The organism is Sulfuricystis multivorans, from assembly GCF_003966565.1.
Lineage (GTDB): Bacteria > Pseudomonadota > Gammaproteobacteria > Burkholderiales > Rhodocyclaceae > Sulfuricystis > Sulfuricystis multivorans.
Map to the genome: position 1 here is coordinate 2,052,225 of NZ_AP018718.1, position 18,225 is coordinate 2,070,449.

Consider the following 18,225-nt stretch of genomic DNA (forward strand, 5'->3'; position numbering starts at 1 on the left):
GCAATGTATTTATTGCACAATCGATACGGTTAACTGCAATGGATCATGCAAGCACTGCCTTCGCACAATGCACGAAATCGGCGATCGCCTCGGTCGGCTGATAGCCCGATACCATCTGTGCGAGCAGCTGCCTGATCACCGGCGCATCATTGGCCGCCAGGGCCGCTTCGAGCGCGGCCAGGCGGGGTTCGAGTTCGGCCCAGGAAAGAAAGTGCTCGCGCGCCTTCATGATGCGCGGATGAAGCGTCGGCTGCGGATCATCGCCGATCAGAAGCTCCTCATACAGCTTTTCGCCAGGACGCAAACCGGTGATCGCGATCTCGATGTCGCCATCCGGATTCGCCTCATCGCGCACCGTCAGGCCAGAGAGCTCGATCATGCGCCGGGCGAGCTCGATGATCTTCACCGCCTCGCCCATGTCGAGCACGAAAACAGCGCCGCTCTCGTTGGCTGCCCCGGCCAAGGCGCCGGCCTGGATCACCAGCTGCGCCGCTTCGGGAATCGTCATGAAATAGCGCGTCACCTCGGGGTGGGTCAATGTCACCGGCCCGCCATCCCGGATCTGCTTGCGAAACAAGGGCACCACCGAGCCCGAAGAGCCGAGCACGTTGCCAAAGCGCACCATCGTGAAGCGCGTCATGCCGCCTTGCGCGGCGAGCGCCTGCAAGATCAGCTCCGCCAGACGCTTGCTCGCACCCATCACGTTGGTCGGCCGCACCGCCTTGTCGGTGGAAATCAGCACGAAATCGGCCACTCCATGCTCGCGCGCAAGGCTGGCCAGGTTGAGCGTGCCAAACGCGTTGTTGCGGATGCCCTCTGCGATGTTGTGCTCGACCAGCGGCACATGCTTGTAAGCCGCCGCATGGTAGATCGTCTCCGGTCGGAAGGAAGACAAGATCGCCCCCATGCGCTCAGCATCGGCGACCGAACCAATCAGCGGCACCGGCTCGAAGCCGGGGGACAGATGGCGCAGCTCGCGATCGATCTGGTAGAGCGCGTATTCGCTGATCTCCACCAGCAGCAGACGACGGGGGGAAAGCACCGCGATCTGCCGGCACAGCTCGCTGCCGATCGACCCCCCCGCGCCAGTGATCAGCACCACCTTGTCGCGGATGTTGCGCTCGAGCAAACCGGGTTCTGGCGCGACCGGCTCGCGGCCGAGCAGATCGTCTATGTTCGGCTCGCGCAGATCAGAGACATGCACCTCGCCCCTGGCCAGGTCGGCCACGCCCGGCAGCGTGCGCACCGCGACCTTCGCTACCCGCAACCGCTCGAGGATCTCATTGCGACGGCGTCGACTCGCAGAGGGGATCGCCAGCAGCACGTCGTGAATCTGCTGCGCCGCGACCAGGGTCGGCAGATCGTCCGGCGCATGGATCGGCAGACCATTCATCACACCGCCTTGCAAGTGCTGGTCGTCGTCGAGAAAACCGACCACTTTCATTTCGTGGCTATGGGCCAGCGCCGCCGCCAGCTGCCGGCCGGCGCTACCGGCGCCATAGATCAACACCTTCGGCAAAGCCGCTCGCCTCAGGATGTTCTGATACGGCTCGCCCAGCCAGTAACGTGCGAAAACGCGTGAAGCGCCGACGGCGACGAGCAACAACACAGGCTGGATCAGCCCCACCGTGCGCGGCACGCCGGGCACGCCGATCGCCGTAAAAAGCGCCGCATAAAGCAGCGTATAGACGAACATCGCCTTGGCCACGGCAAGCAAGGCCTGCATCCCGGCATAGCGGAAGATCGCGCGGTAGAGGCCGGTGACCACGAAGATCGGCAGCGCCAATACCAAAGCGCCGAGCGCCGCCCACTGTGGCCTCCATTGATCATCGCCGAAGAAGCGCACCCATTCGTCGAGCCGCAAATAGAACGCCAACCAGACCGTCAGCACGCACAGGCTCGCATCCACCGCCAGCGCCACGAGGCGTTTCGCCGGCCGCGGCAGATCGAGCAGGAGTTGGGTGGTTTTGACGAAAGGCATGTTGATTCCTATCGGTCACGCAGCCAATGGCCGACCGGTTGCGCCAGAAAATCCTCCAGCGCGATACCGTCTCCCCCTACCAGCAACACGCGCTGCGGCTTGAACGCCTTGACGAAAGCGGCCGTGCCGGCGTGAGCGCGCGGGGTGCGCCCGCTTTTCACTTCGATGGCGACGATGCGCCGCCCGGCCGTCACCACGAAATCCACCTCTTGTTTGCCCTCGCGCCAGTAATACACGGTGCATTCGCCGGCGAGTGCGGCATTGGCCAGATGCGCCCCGACGGCGGATTCCGTCAGCCGCCCCCAAAACTCGCGATCGGCCCTGGCCTCTTCAAAACCGAGACCAGTCATGGCGGTCATCAGTGCGGTATTGAGCACCTGTAGCTTGGGGCTGGAGCCCCGACTGCGCGCGACATCCCCGGCAAACTTGGGCAGACCGCAGACCATGCCCGCTTTGGCGAGCAAGCTCAGGTAATGCGCCAGCGTCGTGGTATTGCCGGCGTCTTGCAGCTGACCCAGCATCTTGGTGTAGGAAAGCACCTGCCCCGAATAGCGGCAGGCCAGCTCGAACAGGCGGCGCAGCAGCGCGGGCTTGTCCACACGGGTCAGCAGCAGGACATCGCGCGCAATCGAGGTCTCAATCAGGCTATCGGCCACATAGCGCGCCCAGCGCGCTGGATCGGAGATCAATGCCGCAGCGCCCGGATAACCGCCAAAGAACAGGTATTCCTCCAGCCCGAAGCCGAACGCGCCGCGCATCTCGGCAAACGTCCAATGCCCCAGCACGAGCGTCTCGAATCGTCCGGCCAGGCTTTCCGTGAGTCCCTGCGCGATCAGCAAGGGGGCCGAGCCGAGCAGCACCACTTTCAGCGGCCGCCCGAGCCGGCTATCCTCGTCCCACAGGCGTTTGACGGTTTCCGACCAGGCCGGAATTTTCTGGATTTCATCCAGCACCAGCACCGCGTCTTCCCTGCCGGCAATGGCAAGCCGCGCCGCCTCCCATTGTTGGGCGATCCATTCCCTGCCGCGCAGCGTCGGCTCATCGGCGCTGGCGTAACGCACCGGTTGCGGCATCATTGCTGCGACCTGCTGCACCAGCGTCGTTTTGCCCACCTGCCGCGGCCCCACCACGACCTGTATGAAGCGACGCGGCTCGTTGAGTCGCGCAGCCAGGATGGCCGCCTGCGGGCGCTGGAATGCTCCCGAAGATTTACTCTCCATACTGAGTATTTTTGCTCAGGACACTGAGCAAATCAACAAGGCTCGGCCAGGAATTTTTTCGGCTGGTGAGAAAACGAGACGAAATTCTCCGGGGTGACGATCACCGGCTTGGCGTGCGGAAACTGCTTCATGAACTGCTCCAGCCCCCGCAAAGATTTCTTCCTACCCGATTTGACCTCGATCGCATACAGCTCGCCCTGATGACGGTAGACGAAATCGACCTCGGCGTTCTTCTCCCACCAGTAAAACAGCTCGCCTGGCAGCTGCATCACTTCCGCCCCCACCGCCAGCTCAAAGACCCGCCCACGCTGCTCGGGGTCCGCCAGCGCGACAGCAACTGGCGCACCCCGGTCGTCTTGCCGACTTGGCGCGGGCCAACCAACACCTGGATCAACGGCGCAGGTTCGTTCAACCGCGCCTGCAAGCGGGCGACGAAAGGACGTTCGAAAGACGAATCCATCGCAGCAGCTTAGCATTGCCAGGGTCGTCTAGTATTTTTACAAGGCTTACCTTGCATTTTTCCAACTATTGATCAAGGCAGTGTGGTCGGCTGTCCACACTTCGCGCGAATCTCGGCGCTGGCAAGATGGCACTATTGCCGCACCCGGTCGCCCGCACCCTTGCCCAACACGGTCAGCACGAGATAGCGGAAGTAATCGGCGGGCCCCAGCCGCGCGAGCATCTGGGCATCGGTCATTGCCAGCCGTTCGGGCTGCGACATGTCGATGCCGCTATGTCGCCCGATGCATCACATCGCGTAATGCAAGGCAGGTCCGGCCAATCTCATCCCTCGTAAGCCCGGGATGCACGAGAAACATCAAGCTGGTCTCGCCGAGTTCCCGCGACACGGGAAGGCGCTGCGAAGGCCGCCAGGGGGTGTCATCGAACGCCTTCTCGCGATACACCTCCGAGCAGGAGCCTGCATAGCAGGGCACCGACAATGCGTTGATTTCTTCCAAGATACGGTCCCGGTTCCATCCTGGTCGCAGCCGTTGCGGTTCGACATAGACGTAGCATTTATAGCCCGCGTGTTCTATTTCCTCTGGCAATCTCGGCACACGCAAACCCGGCAAACGACGCGCGGCTTCCCAGATGGCGTTGGCGTTGCGCATGCGCTCTGCATGCCAGGCATTCATGCGCCGTAGCTGAATACGCCCGATCGCCGCCTGCATCTCGGTCATGCGCCAATTTGTGCCAAAACTTTCATGCAACCAGCGAAAGCCTGGCGAATGTTTGCGTTCATACACGGCGGCATAACTTTTGCCATGATCTTTGAATGCCCACATATCCCGCCAAAGATTTTCATCGTCGGTGGTGACCATGCCCCCTTCACCGCCGGTCGTCATGATCTTATCCTGGCAAAAGCTCCAGGCGGCCACATGGCCTATGCTCCCCACACTGCGACCTTTGTAGCGGGCACCATGCGCCTGTGCGCAATCCTCGATCACCTTCAAATGATGCCGACTTGCCAATTCCATGATGGGATCCATGTCTGCCGGCCATCCAGCCAAATGCACGACGATCACTGCACGCGTGCGTGGTGACAGAACCGTGGCAATCGTCTCAGCTGTAAGATTACCGCTGTCACGGTCCACATCCGCGAATACGGGTGTTGCCCCAGCATTTACCACGCAAGACACGCTGGCAATGAAACTCCGTGGCGTCACAATAACCTCATCACCAGGCCCTATTCCGAGCCCCTTGAGCGCCAAATCCAGCGCCACCGTCCCATTCGCCAGCGCGATGGCGTAACGGGTGCCAACCCATTCAGCGAACTCTTTTTCAAACGCCCGACATTCCGTGCCTGTCCAGTAATTCACCCGGTTGGAAAGCAACACGCGCCGGACGGCTTGTGCTTCTTCTTCCGTGTAATTTGGCCAAGGTGTAAAACCCGTCTCAAGCATGTCAAACCTTCACTTCATCAGCGGTCGTGCAGGGTTACCAATCACCGTCACGCCTAGCGGCACGCTCCTTGTCACGACTGCACCCATCCCGACTACCGCGCCCCGCCCGATCACAAGGGGCTCTCCGGGCTTCCCCTGACGGATGATCGCCCCGGCACCGATATAGGCATGATCCTCGATCACCACATTGCCGTTGCATTTCACGCCTGGCGCAAACGTGACATAGTCGCCGATCACGCAGTCATGTTCGACGTAGCTATAGAGATTCGCCTGAAAATGTTTGCCAATCCGGATGTTGCTGGTGAGCGTGACAAAGGGGCAGAGGATCGCGCCTTCGCCAAGCAAAACATCATCCATCTGCACTACGCTCTCCGCCCGTACTTCAAAAAAACGCACCCCATCTTCTGCGCATCGCCGGGCAAGCCGCTCGCGGATAGTGCCATTGGCGATCGCGATACTGACCCAGCGTTCCTCGGCGGGCTGGGCCAGCCAGTCGGCATAAGTCAGCACGCGATGCCCATTGATTGATTGACCCCGCGGCTGGTCATCGACAAACACGAGTTCGTAAGGCGCATCGGTCTTTGCCCATTGGGCCCGGGCCAGCGGCATCACGCCACGCCCGCAGCCACTCGCACCATAAACCGCCACGCGAATCACTGTGTTCCCTCGCTCGTAGAGGCGCCTGTAAACTTGGGCATGGTCGCTTCCCCTTTCGCACTGATGCCTTCTCGCGCCAGCACTTGCTTGATCGTCAGCCAGAGAATCTTGAGATCGAGCCAAAAATTGTGATGGTCCACATACCACACATCCAGCTTGAATTTCTCTTCCCAGCTCAATGCATTGCGGCCATTCACCTGCGCCCAACCCGTGATGCCCGGGCGGACCTCGTGTCGCCGCGCCTGCTCGGGCGTGTAGAGCGGCAGATATTCCATCAGCAGCGGCCGTGGTCCGATGAGACTCATGTCGCCCTTGAGCACATTCCAGAGTTCGGGCAGTTCGTCCAAGCTGGTAGCGCGCAGCCACCGGCCAAATGGTGTCAGACGCTGGGCATCAGGCAATAGCTCGCTGTTGGGCCCCCGTGCATCCGTCATCGTACGAAACTTGATCATCACGAAGGGTTTGCCGTGGAGCCCGGGCCGGACTTGGCGAAAGAACACTGGCTTCCCCAATTTGTACCGGATCATCCCAGCCAACACCACGATTGGAGCTGCCATGAGCGACAACAAGATGGAGGCGAAGACGATATCGAATGCTCGTTTCATCGCTCACAGCCCCAAGATTCTCAGGAGTTGCGCATTGATCTTACGCACATCGAAACGTTCTTCCGCCAAACGCCTACTGGTAGCACCCATGCTCGAGATCAGATCGGGCTCGAGAATGAACCGTTCCATCGCCGCAGCCAATGCCGGGGCATCCCGTACCGGTACAAGGAAACCATTGTGCCCCGGTACCACGGTTTCGCGGCAGCCGGGTGCATCCGTGGTGATGACCGCCCGCCCCATTGCCATCGCCTCCTGCGTGCTGCGCGGGACGCCCTCTCGGTAAGATGGCAGGACATAAACGTGGGTCTGGGTCAACCAGGGTTTGACCGCCACGTGTCCAAGCCACTCGATCACGCCTTCGTCTGCCCAGCTTTCCACCTCGGCGCGCCCTATGGCTCCAGGATTCTCATCCAGCCCACCTAGCAGCAAAAAACGCACGTCCGGATGGCGTGCCTTGATGATGCGTGCAGCCGCCACATATTCCCGCACGCCTTTCTCGCGCAGCAGGCGCGCGGCCATGGCGAAGGTGATGGGATGCTCTGGTAGGGAGGGCAAGGCGGCTCCTGGCCATTCGTCGAGATCGACGCCTGTCCCCCCAACACAGGAGACCCGCGCTGGTCGCGCAAGCCCACGTGTTTTTAGCTCTTTTGCGTCGTCTGGATTAAACGTCAATACGACATGGGCCCGCTGCAGCGCTAGGCGGTAAAGTATGGAGACCCCAGTTTGCAACATCCTTCGCTTGATATTCAGAGGTGCGCCGGGAACGGTAAACGCGAATCCCAATCCGGGAATCATGGCTACCCGATGCGGCACCGCAGCCCAAGCAGCCGCCATAGTTCCGTAGATCACAGGCTTAATGAAATAGCTCAGCACAACATCAGGACGTAAGACAGTCAAACTTCTGTACAGTGCCATCAGGCTGGCCGAGTCATGAAGCGGGTTCATTCCGGTACGAGAAAGCGGATAGTCCTGTGTTTCCGCTCCCAAGGCGTGCACGGCGGTACGGCTTTCTTCGTCGAAATCCGGCGCTAGCGTCACTACGCGGTGGCCACGACTGGCGATCTCACGAATCAACGGCCCTCGAAAATTCGCTAACGAAGGTGCAAAACTGGTGATAATGGCGACGGTCTTCATTTTCTATGCTCGATAACAGGCAAACCAAAGATCGCGGTAGACTTGGCCAAGGCAAGACGATGGGAGACGAAGTACCAGTCTTCGGTGACCAGAAACACAAGGTGCCCGCCTGCCGGCAGCATCGCTCACCCCATCGCCCCTGCCAGCCAATCCGGCAGGTTGCGCCAGCCGATCGCCGGCACCGGCTGGCGCGGCTGGTCTCTGTCTCCCCCGAAGAGCACCGCCGCGCGGGCTGCGCCGATTTCTTCGGCGAGCCTAGCAAGCGGCGCGAACCAGTCAGCGGCGGGGGTCTCGCCGGCCTTGCACTCCAGCGCGAGACGCGGCACGCCGTCCACCTCCAAAATCAGATCAATCTCACGGCCATGGGCATCGCGGTAGAAAAACAGTTCATGGGGTAGGAGCCGGTTGCGCAGGGTCTTGATCGTCTCGCTCACCACCCAGGTCTCTAACAGGGGACCGCGCATCGGCCCCAGCGCAATGGCCTCTTCGCTGCGCTGGCCGGCCAGCCAGGCCGCAAGCCCCACATCGAGAAAATAGAGCTTGGGGGTTTTCACCAGCCGCTTGCCAATATTGCGATGCCAGGGTGAGAGCAGGAAGATCAGGTAACTTGCTTCCAGCACCGACAACCAACTCTTTGCCGTGTTGTGGGTAATCCCGCAATCGGCCGCAAGCTGGGAGAGATTCACCAACTGCCCGGTGCGCGCCGCGCACATGCGCAGAAACCGGTGAAAGGCGCCCAGATCACGCAGCTCCAGGATCTGGCGCACATCCCGTTCCAGATAGGTTGTCGTGTAATCGGCGAACCAGACATGAGGGGGAATGGCGCGGTCGTAGAGCGGCGGGAAGCCGCCTTTGAGCAGGCACTCGGGCAAGGTGGCGGGGAGAAGCTTTGCCTCAAGCAATTCCTGCATGGACAGGGGCAGCAGGTTCAAATGCCCCACCCGCCCCGCCAGGGACTGGGCGATGCCGCCGCGCAAACCCGGCTGCCACGAGCCCGTCAGCACGAAGCGGCCGGTGCGGCGATCGGCATCGAGCACTTCCTGCAACCAGGAAAAGAGCGCCGGCGCGCGCTGCACCTCGTCGATGATCGCCCCTTCGGGAAAGCGCCCGAGAAACGCGCGCGCATCCTGTCGCGCAAAGTCCTGCTCGTCCGGATTTTCCAGCGAAACATAGGGCTTGTCGGGAAACGCCAGACGCGCCAACGTCGTTTTGCCCGACTGACGCGGACCGATGATCGCGACCGCTGGATACCAACCCGCCAACTGATGCAGAGAAGCCTGGGCCTGTCGGGGAATCATGACGGCCATCCTAGCGGTCCAGTCGGGCAATTGTCAATTTGAATTACAATTGCCCAGCACGCTCGTGACCAAGAAAGCCTGGGTTAGGCACGCTGAGACTGCGGTGGTCACGATAGCTTGGACGGCCACCGGGTTGGAATACGCTAAGGCTGGTGCCGGAGAGATGGTTTTGACTTTCCCGGATTTGGAGGATTGTAGCTTGAGCGCTGTGGAGCCTGCGGGCAGCTGCGATGGTTTTCATCATCCGGTCAAACTCGTGGCATCTCATGACCTAAACGCTACGCAACAGGTCACCTTGGCTGCCTGCTTGGAACGGCGGGCCTTTGAGGGCAAGCCAAAAGTATCTGGCTTCTTCACATTGCCGTCCAGCCTGCTTGGAACGGCGGGCCTTTGAGGGCAAGCCAAAAGTAAGCCTACCACCAACCACCAAATCCGCTGGTAAAGCATTTCATGCACGAGGGAAAATATTCCAAAGGCGAGGAGTGCGAACAGGAGCGCACGCTGTACTGGTAACCTGGGAAGCCCTCTCCAGTTCCTCAAAGCATATCGCACTAGCAGATAAAAGAAGAGACCAATCACCGCCACACCCAACACACCAAACTCCGCCAGAATCCAAATCGGCGTGCTATGAATGACCATGGGAAACCCAAACCACTGGGAGCTTACTGCGATAAACACCCCCAACCCGGTTCCGGTTAAGGGTTCTTGCCGCCACATCTGGAGTGCATGCCAATTGGCATCCCATCGCGCTTGATCACTCGACTCGGATGACCACGCCGACTGAATCCCCAGCGCCGACTGAATCCCCGGCGCCGAATTGTTGATTATTATCCATACTAGCCCGGCGACCAGCACACCTTGTGCGAGTAGGCGCCGGTCAGTCATGCGCCCCAACCACGCAACCATCCACATCACTAATGAAGCCCCCAGCGCAGCGCGAGAGCCCGTCAGGATGATTCCTAACAAGACAATCCCCATGGCCAACGGTAATATGACTTTTACGCCCCGTACTTTTCTTGCCAATAGGCGAGACCACACAGCGGCATAGCCTAGAAACAAGGCCAAAATCATCAATAGCTGAAACGCAAACGCGTTTCTGTTTCCAGCATAACCCTCGAAGTTGGCCGACAGATCCCCAAACAAATGGAGACCAGCTGTGTGCAACCACCGTATGACAATCTGAAATACGACCAGCACACAGGCTGTCGCGAACAGTGTCTCGATAAACCGCCTCCTACCATGTGCTGCATGATGTTCGACCACGAGATATCCAGCCGCAAGATAACCGAGCAAAACCAACCAACCGAACAATCTATTGTTCACAGCCCAAGCATTGAGGCCTATTTTTCCATAACCCCACACGAAACCAAAGACCAAAAGCAGTGTGATGGCTACAAGCATTGCGTTAAAGCGCGAGACATTCCATGTGGGCCATGTCCGTTGGAATCCAACGTGCAACGCCACAGCGCCAAGCGCAAGCATGGCGAAAGGATCCGCCAGATTGACATTGATTACGTTGCCCGGCCAAGAAACATGCACCTGAAAAAAAACGGTCAGTGCGATCGCCAGCCCTAAGATCCATGCTGCATTTTTTGTCAGAGCAAGCATTTTCTCTGAGCCCCTTTCCTGAATGATGCAATCACTATCAACAGCCAAATCGTGTCGAGGCAAAGCAAACATCACAGCAGTCACAAAGAGTGTTGTCAACAGGGATGCGCTCCCGATGATAACTGAAGCAGCCACAGCATCTGCAGAGCCTATACCCAAATGCCCAAGCACCAGTAAAGACGCAACTTCCCTGGGCCCCCACCCCCCGACACTAATCGGCATGCTTGCAGCGAAGCTAATGACCGCAGCGGCAGCAAGCAATTTCAGCACGCCGGCCGTTGGGACAATCGATGTTAAGACCACGACAAAGGATGCCAGCATCGCCAGCAGAGCAAGAAACGTAATAAATATGTCCTGAAAAAGTTTTAAGAGATATCTCCAGGTCAACATGCCAGAAAAAAGTTTTTTCTCAAAACTCCCTCTTCCGACGAACGCACTGACCGCGCCACCGCCACAAACGATAAGGGTCACTTGACCCAAGGAAAGCTCTCCAATGAATTGGCCAACGAGCTGTTCGCCAAAGACATACACAGCTCCGAAAGTAGCAAGACCCCCACTGATAAGAGCCAACAATCCACGTTCATATGCTACCAACGCCGAATTTACAGCCGGAGCAATACCAATTTTATGGAAAACGGCCTGACGTCCCGCTACTTGTGCCAGCAGCGGAACAAAGAATAGACCTGCGGCATAACCCGCCATATTCGCCCGCGCAGTTACGTCAAATGGCAGATGGATGCCAAAATGCACCGTCACTCGCCAGGAACGGAACAGCACCAATAAAAGATTGAGCGTAAGCAACGCAAACAGACTAGCCCAGGTTCCCACGGAAAGATGGCTAAGGCGGTGTGCGACTTCATATGGCCCAACCCACCAAAACACCAGAAAAAGAACGATGAGCGTACAACCGAAAGTTATTGCGCGTTTTGCTGACATTAAAATTACCTCAAAATCCCGATAGAAACGGCAGCTGAGTTATTTCTTCACAAAATCCCACCACGCCTCCCACATCAACACATCCCACAGGTAATACGCCCAGTTGCGCCGGCCCGAAAGATGCTCCGCCCATTGTCTGCGCACGGGCTCGGGGTTGAGAAAACCTTCGCGTTTGAGCCGTGCTTCGGACAGCAAATCCTCCGCCCACTCCCGCAGCGGCCCGCGCAGCCACTGATCCAGCGGCACGCCGAAGCCCATCTTGGGCCTTTCCATCAATTCCCTCGGGACATGCTTATAAAGCACCTGGCGCAGCAGCCACTTGGACTGGCCATCGCGAATCTTCATGGAAAGCGGCAGCTGCCAGGCGAATTCCACCACGCGGTGGTCCAAAAGCGGCACGCGGGTTTCCAGGCTCACGCCCATCGCCGCACGATCCACCTTGACCAGGATGTCGTCGGGTAGATAGGTGAGCTGGTCGAGGAACATCATCACGTCCTCGAAAGGCTGATCTCCGCGCGCAAGACGTGCGGGCCACTCGTCGCGGCGGGAAAGAATCGTCTCGGGCTCGGTGGCGCCCAGCACCAGCTCCTCGGCCGGATGCTTCCAGTGGGAGACCAGATAGCGATACACCGCCTCAAGAGAATCCAGCGCCACGAGCTCGGCCAGCTTGTGCATCTTGTCGCCCGCGAGCTTGACCCTAAGCCGACGCGGCAACACTGGCTGGAGCAAGCCAAACAAGCGGTTCCAGGCCTGCGGGGAGGGGGCAGTCGTCACCGCGGCCAGCGCCCGACGCAGTGGCATGGGCATCCGGCCCAGCCGCTTCCACAGCGCGCGCGTCCAGAAATAGCGGTTGTAGCCTCCAAAGAGCTCATCGCCCCCGTCGCCCGAAAGGCTCACCGTCACGTGCTGGCGTGCCAGTTGCGCCACCAGGAAGGTGGGGATTTGTGAGGAATCGGCAAACGGCTCGTCGTAAAGCGCGGGCAGATGCGGAATGACCGCCATCGCCTCATCGGGTGTGACGTAAAGCTCCGTGTGCTCGGTGCCCAGATGACGCGCTACCGCCTTGGCGTGCTCGGCTTCGTTGTAGTCCCCCTCATGGAAACCGATGGTGAAGGTCTTCACCGGCCGACTCGATTGCGCCTGCATCAGCGCCACAATGGTGGTTGAGTCGATGCCGCCCGACAAGAATGCGCCCAAAGGCACATCCGCCAGCATCTGCCCGGTGATGGATTGCTTGAGCAGGCGTTCCAACGCCTCTGCGGCCTCGGCATCCGTGCCCACGAAGGGCTCACGAAGCCCCGCCTCCACCGCATTCGCCACGCGCCAGTAAGCTTTGACCTCCCCTCTCCCACCGGGAGATGGGTTGGGGGTGAGGGCAACTCCCCTCTCCCCCGGGGAGAGGGGCTGGGGGTGAGGGCCACTCCCCTCTCCCCCTGGGAGAGGGGTTGGGGGTGAGGGCAACCCCCCTCTCCCGGCGGGAGAGGGGTTGGGGGGTGGGGGCCGCAAATCGAACTGCACATAACACCCCGGCGGCAACTTCCAGATGTTCTCGTAAATGCTCCACGGCGCGGGCACATAGTTGTGGCGCATGAAGAGCGCCAGCGCACGGCGCTCGATGCCGTTGTCGAAGCCCGGAAACGCCCGCAGCGCCTTGAGCTCCGACCCAAACACCAGCGCCCCGCGCACCCAGCCGTAATAGAGCGGCTTTTCCCCCATGCGGTCGCGGGCGAGCGTGAGCGTGCGGGTTTCGCGATCCCACAACGCGAGCGCGAACATCCCTACCGCGCGCTTGAGCGTCTCTTCGACACCCCAGGCCTCGAAGTAGGCCAGCAGTGTTTCGGTATCCGAATGCCCCCGCCACGCACCCCCCTCGCCCGCTGGGAGAGGGGTCGGGGGTGAGGGCCACTCCCCTCTCCCGCCGGGAGAGGGGTTGGGGGTGAGGGCCACTCCCCTCTCCCCCTGGGAGAGGGGTTGGGGGTGAGGGCCGCTTTCCTCTCCCCCTGGGAGAGGGACTAGGGGTGAGGGCGCCACTTCACGCCAAATGGCCTCCAGCACCGCCTCTGTCTGCGACAGCACTTCATGATTCCAGAAGCGCAATACCCTGATCCCGTGCTCCGCAAGGTAAGCTTCGCGCTGGGCATCGCGCTCAAACCGCTCGGCATGTTGCCCACCGTCGAGCTCGATCGCAAGCTTCAGCTCGGCGCAGTAAAAGTCGAGCACGTAGGGCGGCACCGGGTGTTGCCGTCGAAACTTCCGGCCGGCCAGGCGGCGATCCCGCAGGAGATACCACATCAAACGCTCGGCGTCGGTGGCCTCGCGGCGCAGCTGGCGCGCGAAGGCTCGCAGTTCCATGGGGACGCTTCTGCCCTCACCCCTAACCCCTCTCCCGCAAGCGGGAGAGGGGAAAACTTGCGTCCCTTCTCCCTCTGGGAGAGTGGTCAGAGCAGAGAACCCCCCTCTCTCGCTGGGAGAGGGGTTGGGGATGAGGGCCACTCCCCGCTCGCCCTGGGAGAGGGGTTGGGGGTGAGGGCCGCTCCCCTCTCCCGCCGGGAGAGGGGTCGGGGGTGAGGGCCACACGTCTCTCTTCCCGTCAGAACGGCCAAGGGTGAGGGCCTTCCTCAACTCCAGATGGTTGTAAATCTCCCCATTGAACGCGATCACATAGCGGCCGGAAGCCGACACCATCGGCTGATGCCCAGCCGGGGAAAGATCGAGTATCGCAAGCCGCCGGTGGGCAAGCGCCAAGCCGGCAGCCTCATCCACCCACACCCCGGCGTCGTCCGGGCCGCGGTGGGTGAGCGTGTCCGCCATGCGGCGTGCGGTATCGGGCAGCGCATCTGGCAAACGGTGAGAAGTCCAGAATCCGGTCAGGCCGCACATGAGGGCAAGTTCCTTCCGTCGAGCATGGCGAGTTCTGGGATTGGGATCAATGGCATGCCTCAGCCCCCCCGAATCGACGGCGGCGCCAACATGTTCTCGATCAAGCGAATTATCACGTCCTTGTTCTTGGCGTCGGATTCCGCCACCAACAGCGCCAGTGCCGCCAGCCCCACGTCGTTGATCACCGGCTCGCCGTCGCGCATGAGCCGCCCGTTGCGCGCTAGAAAATCGACGAACAGAAACGCCCCGCAACGCTTGTTGCCGTCCGAGAACGGATGGTCCTTGATGACGAAATACAAAAGGTGCGCAGCCTTGGTCTCGATGGTGGGATAGGCCGATTCGCCAAACACCGTCTGCTCCAGGTTGCCCAAAATGGCCGCGAAGGCATCCCCGCGCTCGTGCCCGAACAGATCGGAGGCTTCACCTCGCGCCATCAAATCGGCCTTGAGCCGCGCAATTGCCGCACGGGCCTCATCCAAACTCGGCAATTCACCGCCTGGACTGCCCGCCGGAGCGGTGAGCAGCCCCTCGTCGTAACGTTGCAGCCAGAGAAAGGTCTGGGTGTAGCGGGCAATCACATCCACCAGCCCGCGGCCTTGATCTACGGTGAGCGCCTCGCCCGCAGCGGCCTTCTTGACCAGTGCGAGTGCGGCTTCCAGCTCGGCGGCGTTTTGCTCGAAACGCTGGCGGTCAAGCGTGAAGCCGCGGGTCAGATGTTCGCGCAGCACGCCTGTAGCCCACTGGCGAAAGCGTGTGGCACGCGTGGAGTTGACGCGGTAGCCGACGGAGATAATGGCGTCGAGGTTGTAATACTCGATTTCGCGAACGACTTGGCGCCCGCCCTCGCGTTGAACCGTTGCATTTTTTGCAACAGTTGCTTCCCGCTCCAGTTCGCCACTGACGAAGATATTATGCAGATGGCGCGAGATCACCGATTTGTCGCGCTCGAACAGGTCGGCGATCTGGTGCAGGCTGAGCCACAGGTTGTCGCGATCGAGCCTCACCTCCACACGGGCTTCACCGCTGTCGTAGATCACGATGTCAGCATCAGGCTTCATGATCCCTTTCGTCCGCTCATTTCATCTCACCGTTTGCGCCGGGGGCGGCAGCTTGCTCGTACAACACCGGCCCCACCCGCCCGATATGGGCGCACAAGGAAGGGTTATCCACAGCGGCAAGCCAGCACAAATCGACCTGATAGGGCAGGAGTAAGCGCTTGAATGCCTCGCGCACCGTGCTGCGCGAGCCGACCAGCCCCCTATTCCCCTCCATCTCGAGCTAGTCCTAGAGCACGTTCCACGCCAGTTCGTGCGTAAACTCAAAGCCCTGGATCAGGCCCTGCCGCTCCAGTTCCGATAGTGGCCGCTCGCGGCTTAACGCCACCGCCGCCGCAAGTTGTCGCAAGGCGCGCTGATAGTTGTCGAAGCGCTGTTTCCAGCGGATGTCTGGGTCCGTCATCTCTCTTGGCTCGTCTGTTGAGTTCGCATCGTGATCAGGTTGTCTGGGTGATGGACTTCTCCCCTCTCCCCCTGGGAGAGGGGTTGGGGGTGACTCGTGAACCCATCTCTGACAGACTTGATCTCTCCCCTCTCCCCCCGGGAGAGGGGTTGGGGGTGAGGGCCGCTCCCCTCTCCCCCCTGGGAAAGGGGTTGGGGGTGAGGGCCACTCCCCTCTCCCCCCGGGAGAGGGGTTGGGGGTGAGGGCCACTCCCCTCTCCCCCCTGGGAGAGGGGTTGGGGGTGAGGGCCTTCCTCAACTCCAGATGGTTATAAATCTCACCATTGAACGCGATCACATACCGGCCCGAAGGCGACACTATCGGCTGATGCCCGGCGGGCGATAGATCGAGGATCGCAAGCCGCCGGTGGGCAAGCGCCACGCCTGCCGTCTCATCCACCCACACGCCGGCATCATCCGGCCCACGATGCACGAGGGTATCCGCCATCCGCCGCGCGGTGTCAGCCAGCGCATCGGGCAGGCGGTGGGGAGTCCAGAATCCGGTCAGGCCGCACACGGATAATCTTCTCGCCTATGCCGGAAGTGTCGAGCAAGTCTGAGTAAGGATGTCGGTACTAAGCGCAGCAGCGTCAGGGCGCCAGCAACCCGGTGGCGCGCGGCCGTGCGGGCAATCCGCCGGATGGCATCGATCCCTATGTAATCCTGATTAAGAGCAAACCCTGCCGCGGTAAAAAACGCAATGCGATCGAACAACATGGCAACACCACGACGTGTTTGCGCATCCAAATCGCTTGAGCCCAGCAATTCCGCAAGAAAAACCAACGAACCCGGTGGTTCCATCTCTCGTAACTGATCGCTTCGATTCATCGCCTGCTGATTGTAAACAGCGGTGGGAATTTCGGAATGTGCAACGGGGTAGCGCAACGCAAGCTTGCACCACAGGATGATGTCTTCCCCTCGCTTGATCCCCACAGGAAACCCTCCCATTTCCATGGCACAGCTCCTTTTGACGCAGGCCGTAATCGAATTGACCAGGGATAAACCATTCCCATACGCCTCGAAAAAGTTATCCACGACCCCGACCCAACCCCCACGAAACACACTGCGTGGGCGATAGTATTGGCCTGCTCGAAATATCCTGTGGGCCGTGCTGTAGAGACCTGCCTCCGGAAACCGTTGGATTAGTCTCTCCAATGTCTCCAAATGGCCTGCCTCCCACCAGTCATCTGCATCCAGGAAGGCGACATGCTCATGGCGGGCCTCTCGAATCCCTCGATTGCGGGCAGCACTTACGCCCCGATTGGCCTGCTTAATCAAGCGCACCGGCTCTGAATAAGATTTAACGATCTCTGCGCCGCCATCAGTCGAACCATCGTCGACCACGATCACCTCTGCCGGAGGGGTCGCCTGCCCGAGAACGCTTTCAATGGCCTTTGCAATATGGCGTTCCTTGTTGTAGAGGGGTATGACAACGGAAATCACGGCGCTACCTTTCCAGCCACGCTGCCAGGTGGTGGCGAACTGACCGAAGCGCACGGTAAACGAACGCAGTGCTGCGAAGTTGCATAGTCGAAATCAGCAACAAAACCGCCGCCCGCTGGTAATCCAGCATCCTCCGGCCTGCACCCGCTACCGAGGTGAGATGTAGCCAGTGCTTCGCGGCAGCTGGATCGTTCCCCGCCATCCGGCAAAACATGCGGTAGGCGTCAAACAACAGCACCTCACGGGCTTCACCTTCATAACGAGACAAAAGCGTTTTGAATGCTGGCAGCAACAGCGCTGTCTGACCGCTACCCTCACGCATGCCCGTGACGATCGCGCCCACGCCATCTTCGGATAATTCTGGAAACAATGCGGCCCACTGCCGACGGCGTACAAGGTCGGCGCGTCGTTGCTGATCACTGGTATGGCGCGCGGAAACCTGCCCATCATGAACGCGATAATGCAACACCACCTCATCCGTGTTGACCAGTCGGTATCCCGCCGCCCACGCGCGTTGCCAGAGATCATAATCCTGTGCACGATCGAAATCCTCGCGGTAGCGCAAACTGGAAAATGCAGCGCGCCTACCGACGACGGTCGGATGGGCGAACGGCACGTCGAAAAGCAGGCGAACTTGGCACCCCTCGTGTGTCTTGGGATAACGCCAGAGCGCACGCCACGCACCAAAACACTGCACCGCTCCGCCACAAAAATCCGCCCCTCTTTCTGCAAGGCATTTGAGCTGATGAGCAAGCCGGTTTGGTAGCGCTATATCATCCGCGTCCATCCGCGCGAGCCATTCACCCTGCGCAAGTTCAATCCCTTCGTTGAGGGTGGCCACCAGCCCGTGGTTTTCGCGGCTGATCAAGCGAATGCGGGGATCGCTCGCTGCGTAACGCTGCAGGACGGCCAAAGTGCCATCCGTCGAGCCATCGTCGATGATGATGAACTCGAAATCCTGGAACGACTGCGCCAGGATGGATTCGATTGCCTGGCCGACGAAGCGTTCCGCGTTGTAAACAGGCATCAGCACCGAGACGAGCGGCGATGCTTGCAGTCTCAT

16 protein-coding genes and 2 pseudogenes are annotated in these 18,225 nt (G+C 60.3%); all 18 read right to left on the reverse strand.

The genetic code is table 11. The annotated features are described in order from the left end of the window. Nucleotides 1-43: 43 nt before the first annotated feature. The 18 genes and pseudogenes from EL335_RS10265 to EL335_RS10340 all read right to left on the reverse strand — a co-directional run bounded on the left by EL335_RS10265 (nt 44) and on the right by EL335_RS10340 (nt 18,225). Nucleotides 44-1,981 carry a polysaccharide biosynthesis protein gene (locus EL335_RS10265; protein ID WP_126446622.1) on the reverse strand — a complete coding sequence of 646 codons (1,938 nt, stop codon included), beginning with the start codon at nt 1,979-1,981 and terminating at the stop codon, nt 44-46. Nucleotides 1,982-1,989: 8 nt separating this feature from the next. Further along, a complete protein-coding gene (locus EL335_RS10270) occupies nt 1,990-3,201 on the reverse strand; it encodes an ATP-binding protein (protein ID WP_126446623.1) in 1,212 nt (403 codons plus the stop codon). A gap of 32 nt (nt 3,202-3,233) precedes the next feature. Beyond that, entirely contained in the window at nt 3,234-3,677 is a 444-nt protein-coding gene (locus EL335_RS10275) for a DUF4143 domain-containing protein (protein ID WP_126446625.1), read from the reverse strand. Between the two features lie 116 nt (nt 3,678-3,793). Next, nucleotides 3,794-3,922 carry a hypothetical protein gene (locus EL335_RS14505; RefSeq protein WP_284155331.1) on the reverse strand — a complete coding sequence of 43 codons (129 nt, stop codon included), beginning with the start codon at nt 3,920-3,922 and terminating at the stop codon, nt 3,794-3,796. Between the two features lie 10 nt (nt 3,923-3,932). Beyond that, nucleotides 3,933-5,105 (reverse strand): DegT/DnrJ/EryC1/StrS family aminotransferase, encoded by a 1,173-nt coding sequence (locus tag EL335_RS10280; protein ID WP_126446627.1) that lies wholly within the window; start codon nt 5,103-5,105, stop codon nt 3,933-3,935. 9 nt (nt 5,106-5,114) lie between these two features. Continuing rightward, nucleotides 5,115-5,762 carry a NeuD/PglB/VioB family sugar acetyltransferase gene (locus tag EL335_RS10285; RefSeq protein ID WP_126446629.1) on the reverse strand — a complete coding sequence of 216 codons (648 nt, stop codon included), beginning with the start codon at nt 5,760-5,762 and terminating at the stop codon, nt 5,115-5,117. Beyond that, nucleotides 5,759-6,367 carry a sugar transferase gene (locus EL335_RS10290; protein ID WP_126446631.1) on the reverse strand — a complete coding sequence of 203 codons (609 nt, stop codon included), beginning with the start codon at nt 6,365-6,367 and terminating at the stop codon, nt 5,759-5,761. The genes EL335_RS10285 and EL335_RS10290 overlap by 4 nt, the downstream gene beginning before the upstream one ends. Nucleotides 6,368-6,370: 3 nt before the next feature. Beyond that, nucleotides 6,371-7,501 (reverse strand): glycosyltransferase family 4 protein, encoded by a 1,131-nt coding sequence (locus EL335_RS10295; protein WP_126446633.1) that lies wholly within the window; start codon nt 7,499-7,501, stop codon nt 6,371-6,373. A 125-nt stretch (nt 7,502-7,626) separates the two neighbouring features. Continuing rightward, entirely contained in the window at nt 7,627-8,799 is a 1,173-nt protein-coding gene (locus EL335_RS10300; protein ID WP_126446635.1) for an ATP-binding protein, read from the reverse strand. 264 nt (nt 8,800-9,063) lie between these two features. Continuing rightward, nucleotides 9,064-11,343, reverse strand: coding sequence for a lysylphosphatidylglycerol synthase domain-containing protein (locus EL335_RS10305; RefSeq protein ID WP_126446637.1), 2,280 nt, complete (start codon nt 11,341-11,343; stop codon nt 9,064-9,066). 39 nt (nt 11,344-11,382) lie between these two features. After that, nucleotides 11,383-13,695: an asparagine synthase-related protein gene (locus EL335_RS10310; RefSeq protein WP_284155332.1), complete on the reverse strand. Its 2,313-nt coding sequence runs from the start codon at nt 13,693-13,695 to the stop codon at nt 11,383-11,385. Nucleotides 13,696-13,959: 264 nt separating this feature from the next. Then, nucleotides 13,960-14,223 (reverse strand): annotated as a pseudogene (locus tag EL335_RS14585) (asparagine synthase (glutamine-hydrolyzing)); the annotation flags it as partial. Nucleotides 14,224-14,282: 59 nt separating this feature from the next. Next, nucleotides 14,283-15,260, reverse strand: coding sequence for a virulence RhuM family protein/type II toxin-antitoxin system death-on-curing family toxin (locus EL335_RS10320; RefSeq protein ID WP_284155333.1), 978 nt, complete (start codon nt 15,258-15,260; stop codon nt 14,283-14,285). Nucleotides 15,261-15,297: 37 nt separating this feature from the next. Then, a complete protein-coding gene (locus EL335_RS14510; protein ID WP_284155334.1) occupies nt 15,298-15,495 on the reverse strand; it encodes a hypothetical protein in 198 nt (65 codons plus the stop codon). A gap of 12 nt (nt 15,496-15,507) precedes the next feature. After that, nucleotides 15,508-15,681 carry a nucleotidyltransferase substrate binding protein gene (locus EL335_RS14515; protein WP_284155501.1) on the reverse strand — a complete coding sequence of 58 codons (174 nt, stop codon included), beginning with the start codon at nt 15,679-15,681 and terminating at the stop codon, nt 15,508-15,510. A gap of 291 nt (nt 15,682-15,972) precedes the next feature. Continuing rightward, nucleotides 15,973-16,236: pseudogene (locus EL335_RS10330) on the reverse strand (asparagine synthase (glutamine-hydrolyzing)); the annotation flags it as partial. Further along, on the reverse strand, nt 16,224-17,216 hold the full coding sequence (locus EL335_RS10335) for a glycosyltransferase family 2 protein (protein ID WP_284155335.1): 993 nt from the start codon (nt 17,214-17,216) through the stop codon (nt 16,224-16,226). The pseudogene EL335_RS10330 and the gene EL335_RS10335, both read right to left, overlap by 13 nt. After that, the gene (locus EL335_RS10340) at nt 17,167-18,225 is read right to left on the reverse strand and encodes a glycosyltransferase family 2 protein (protein ID WP_126446641.1); all 1,059 of its coding nucleotides are present in this window, start codon (nt 18,223-18,225) and stop codon (nt 17,167-17,169) included. The genes EL335_RS10335 and EL335_RS10340 overlap by 50 nt, the downstream gene beginning before the upstream one ends.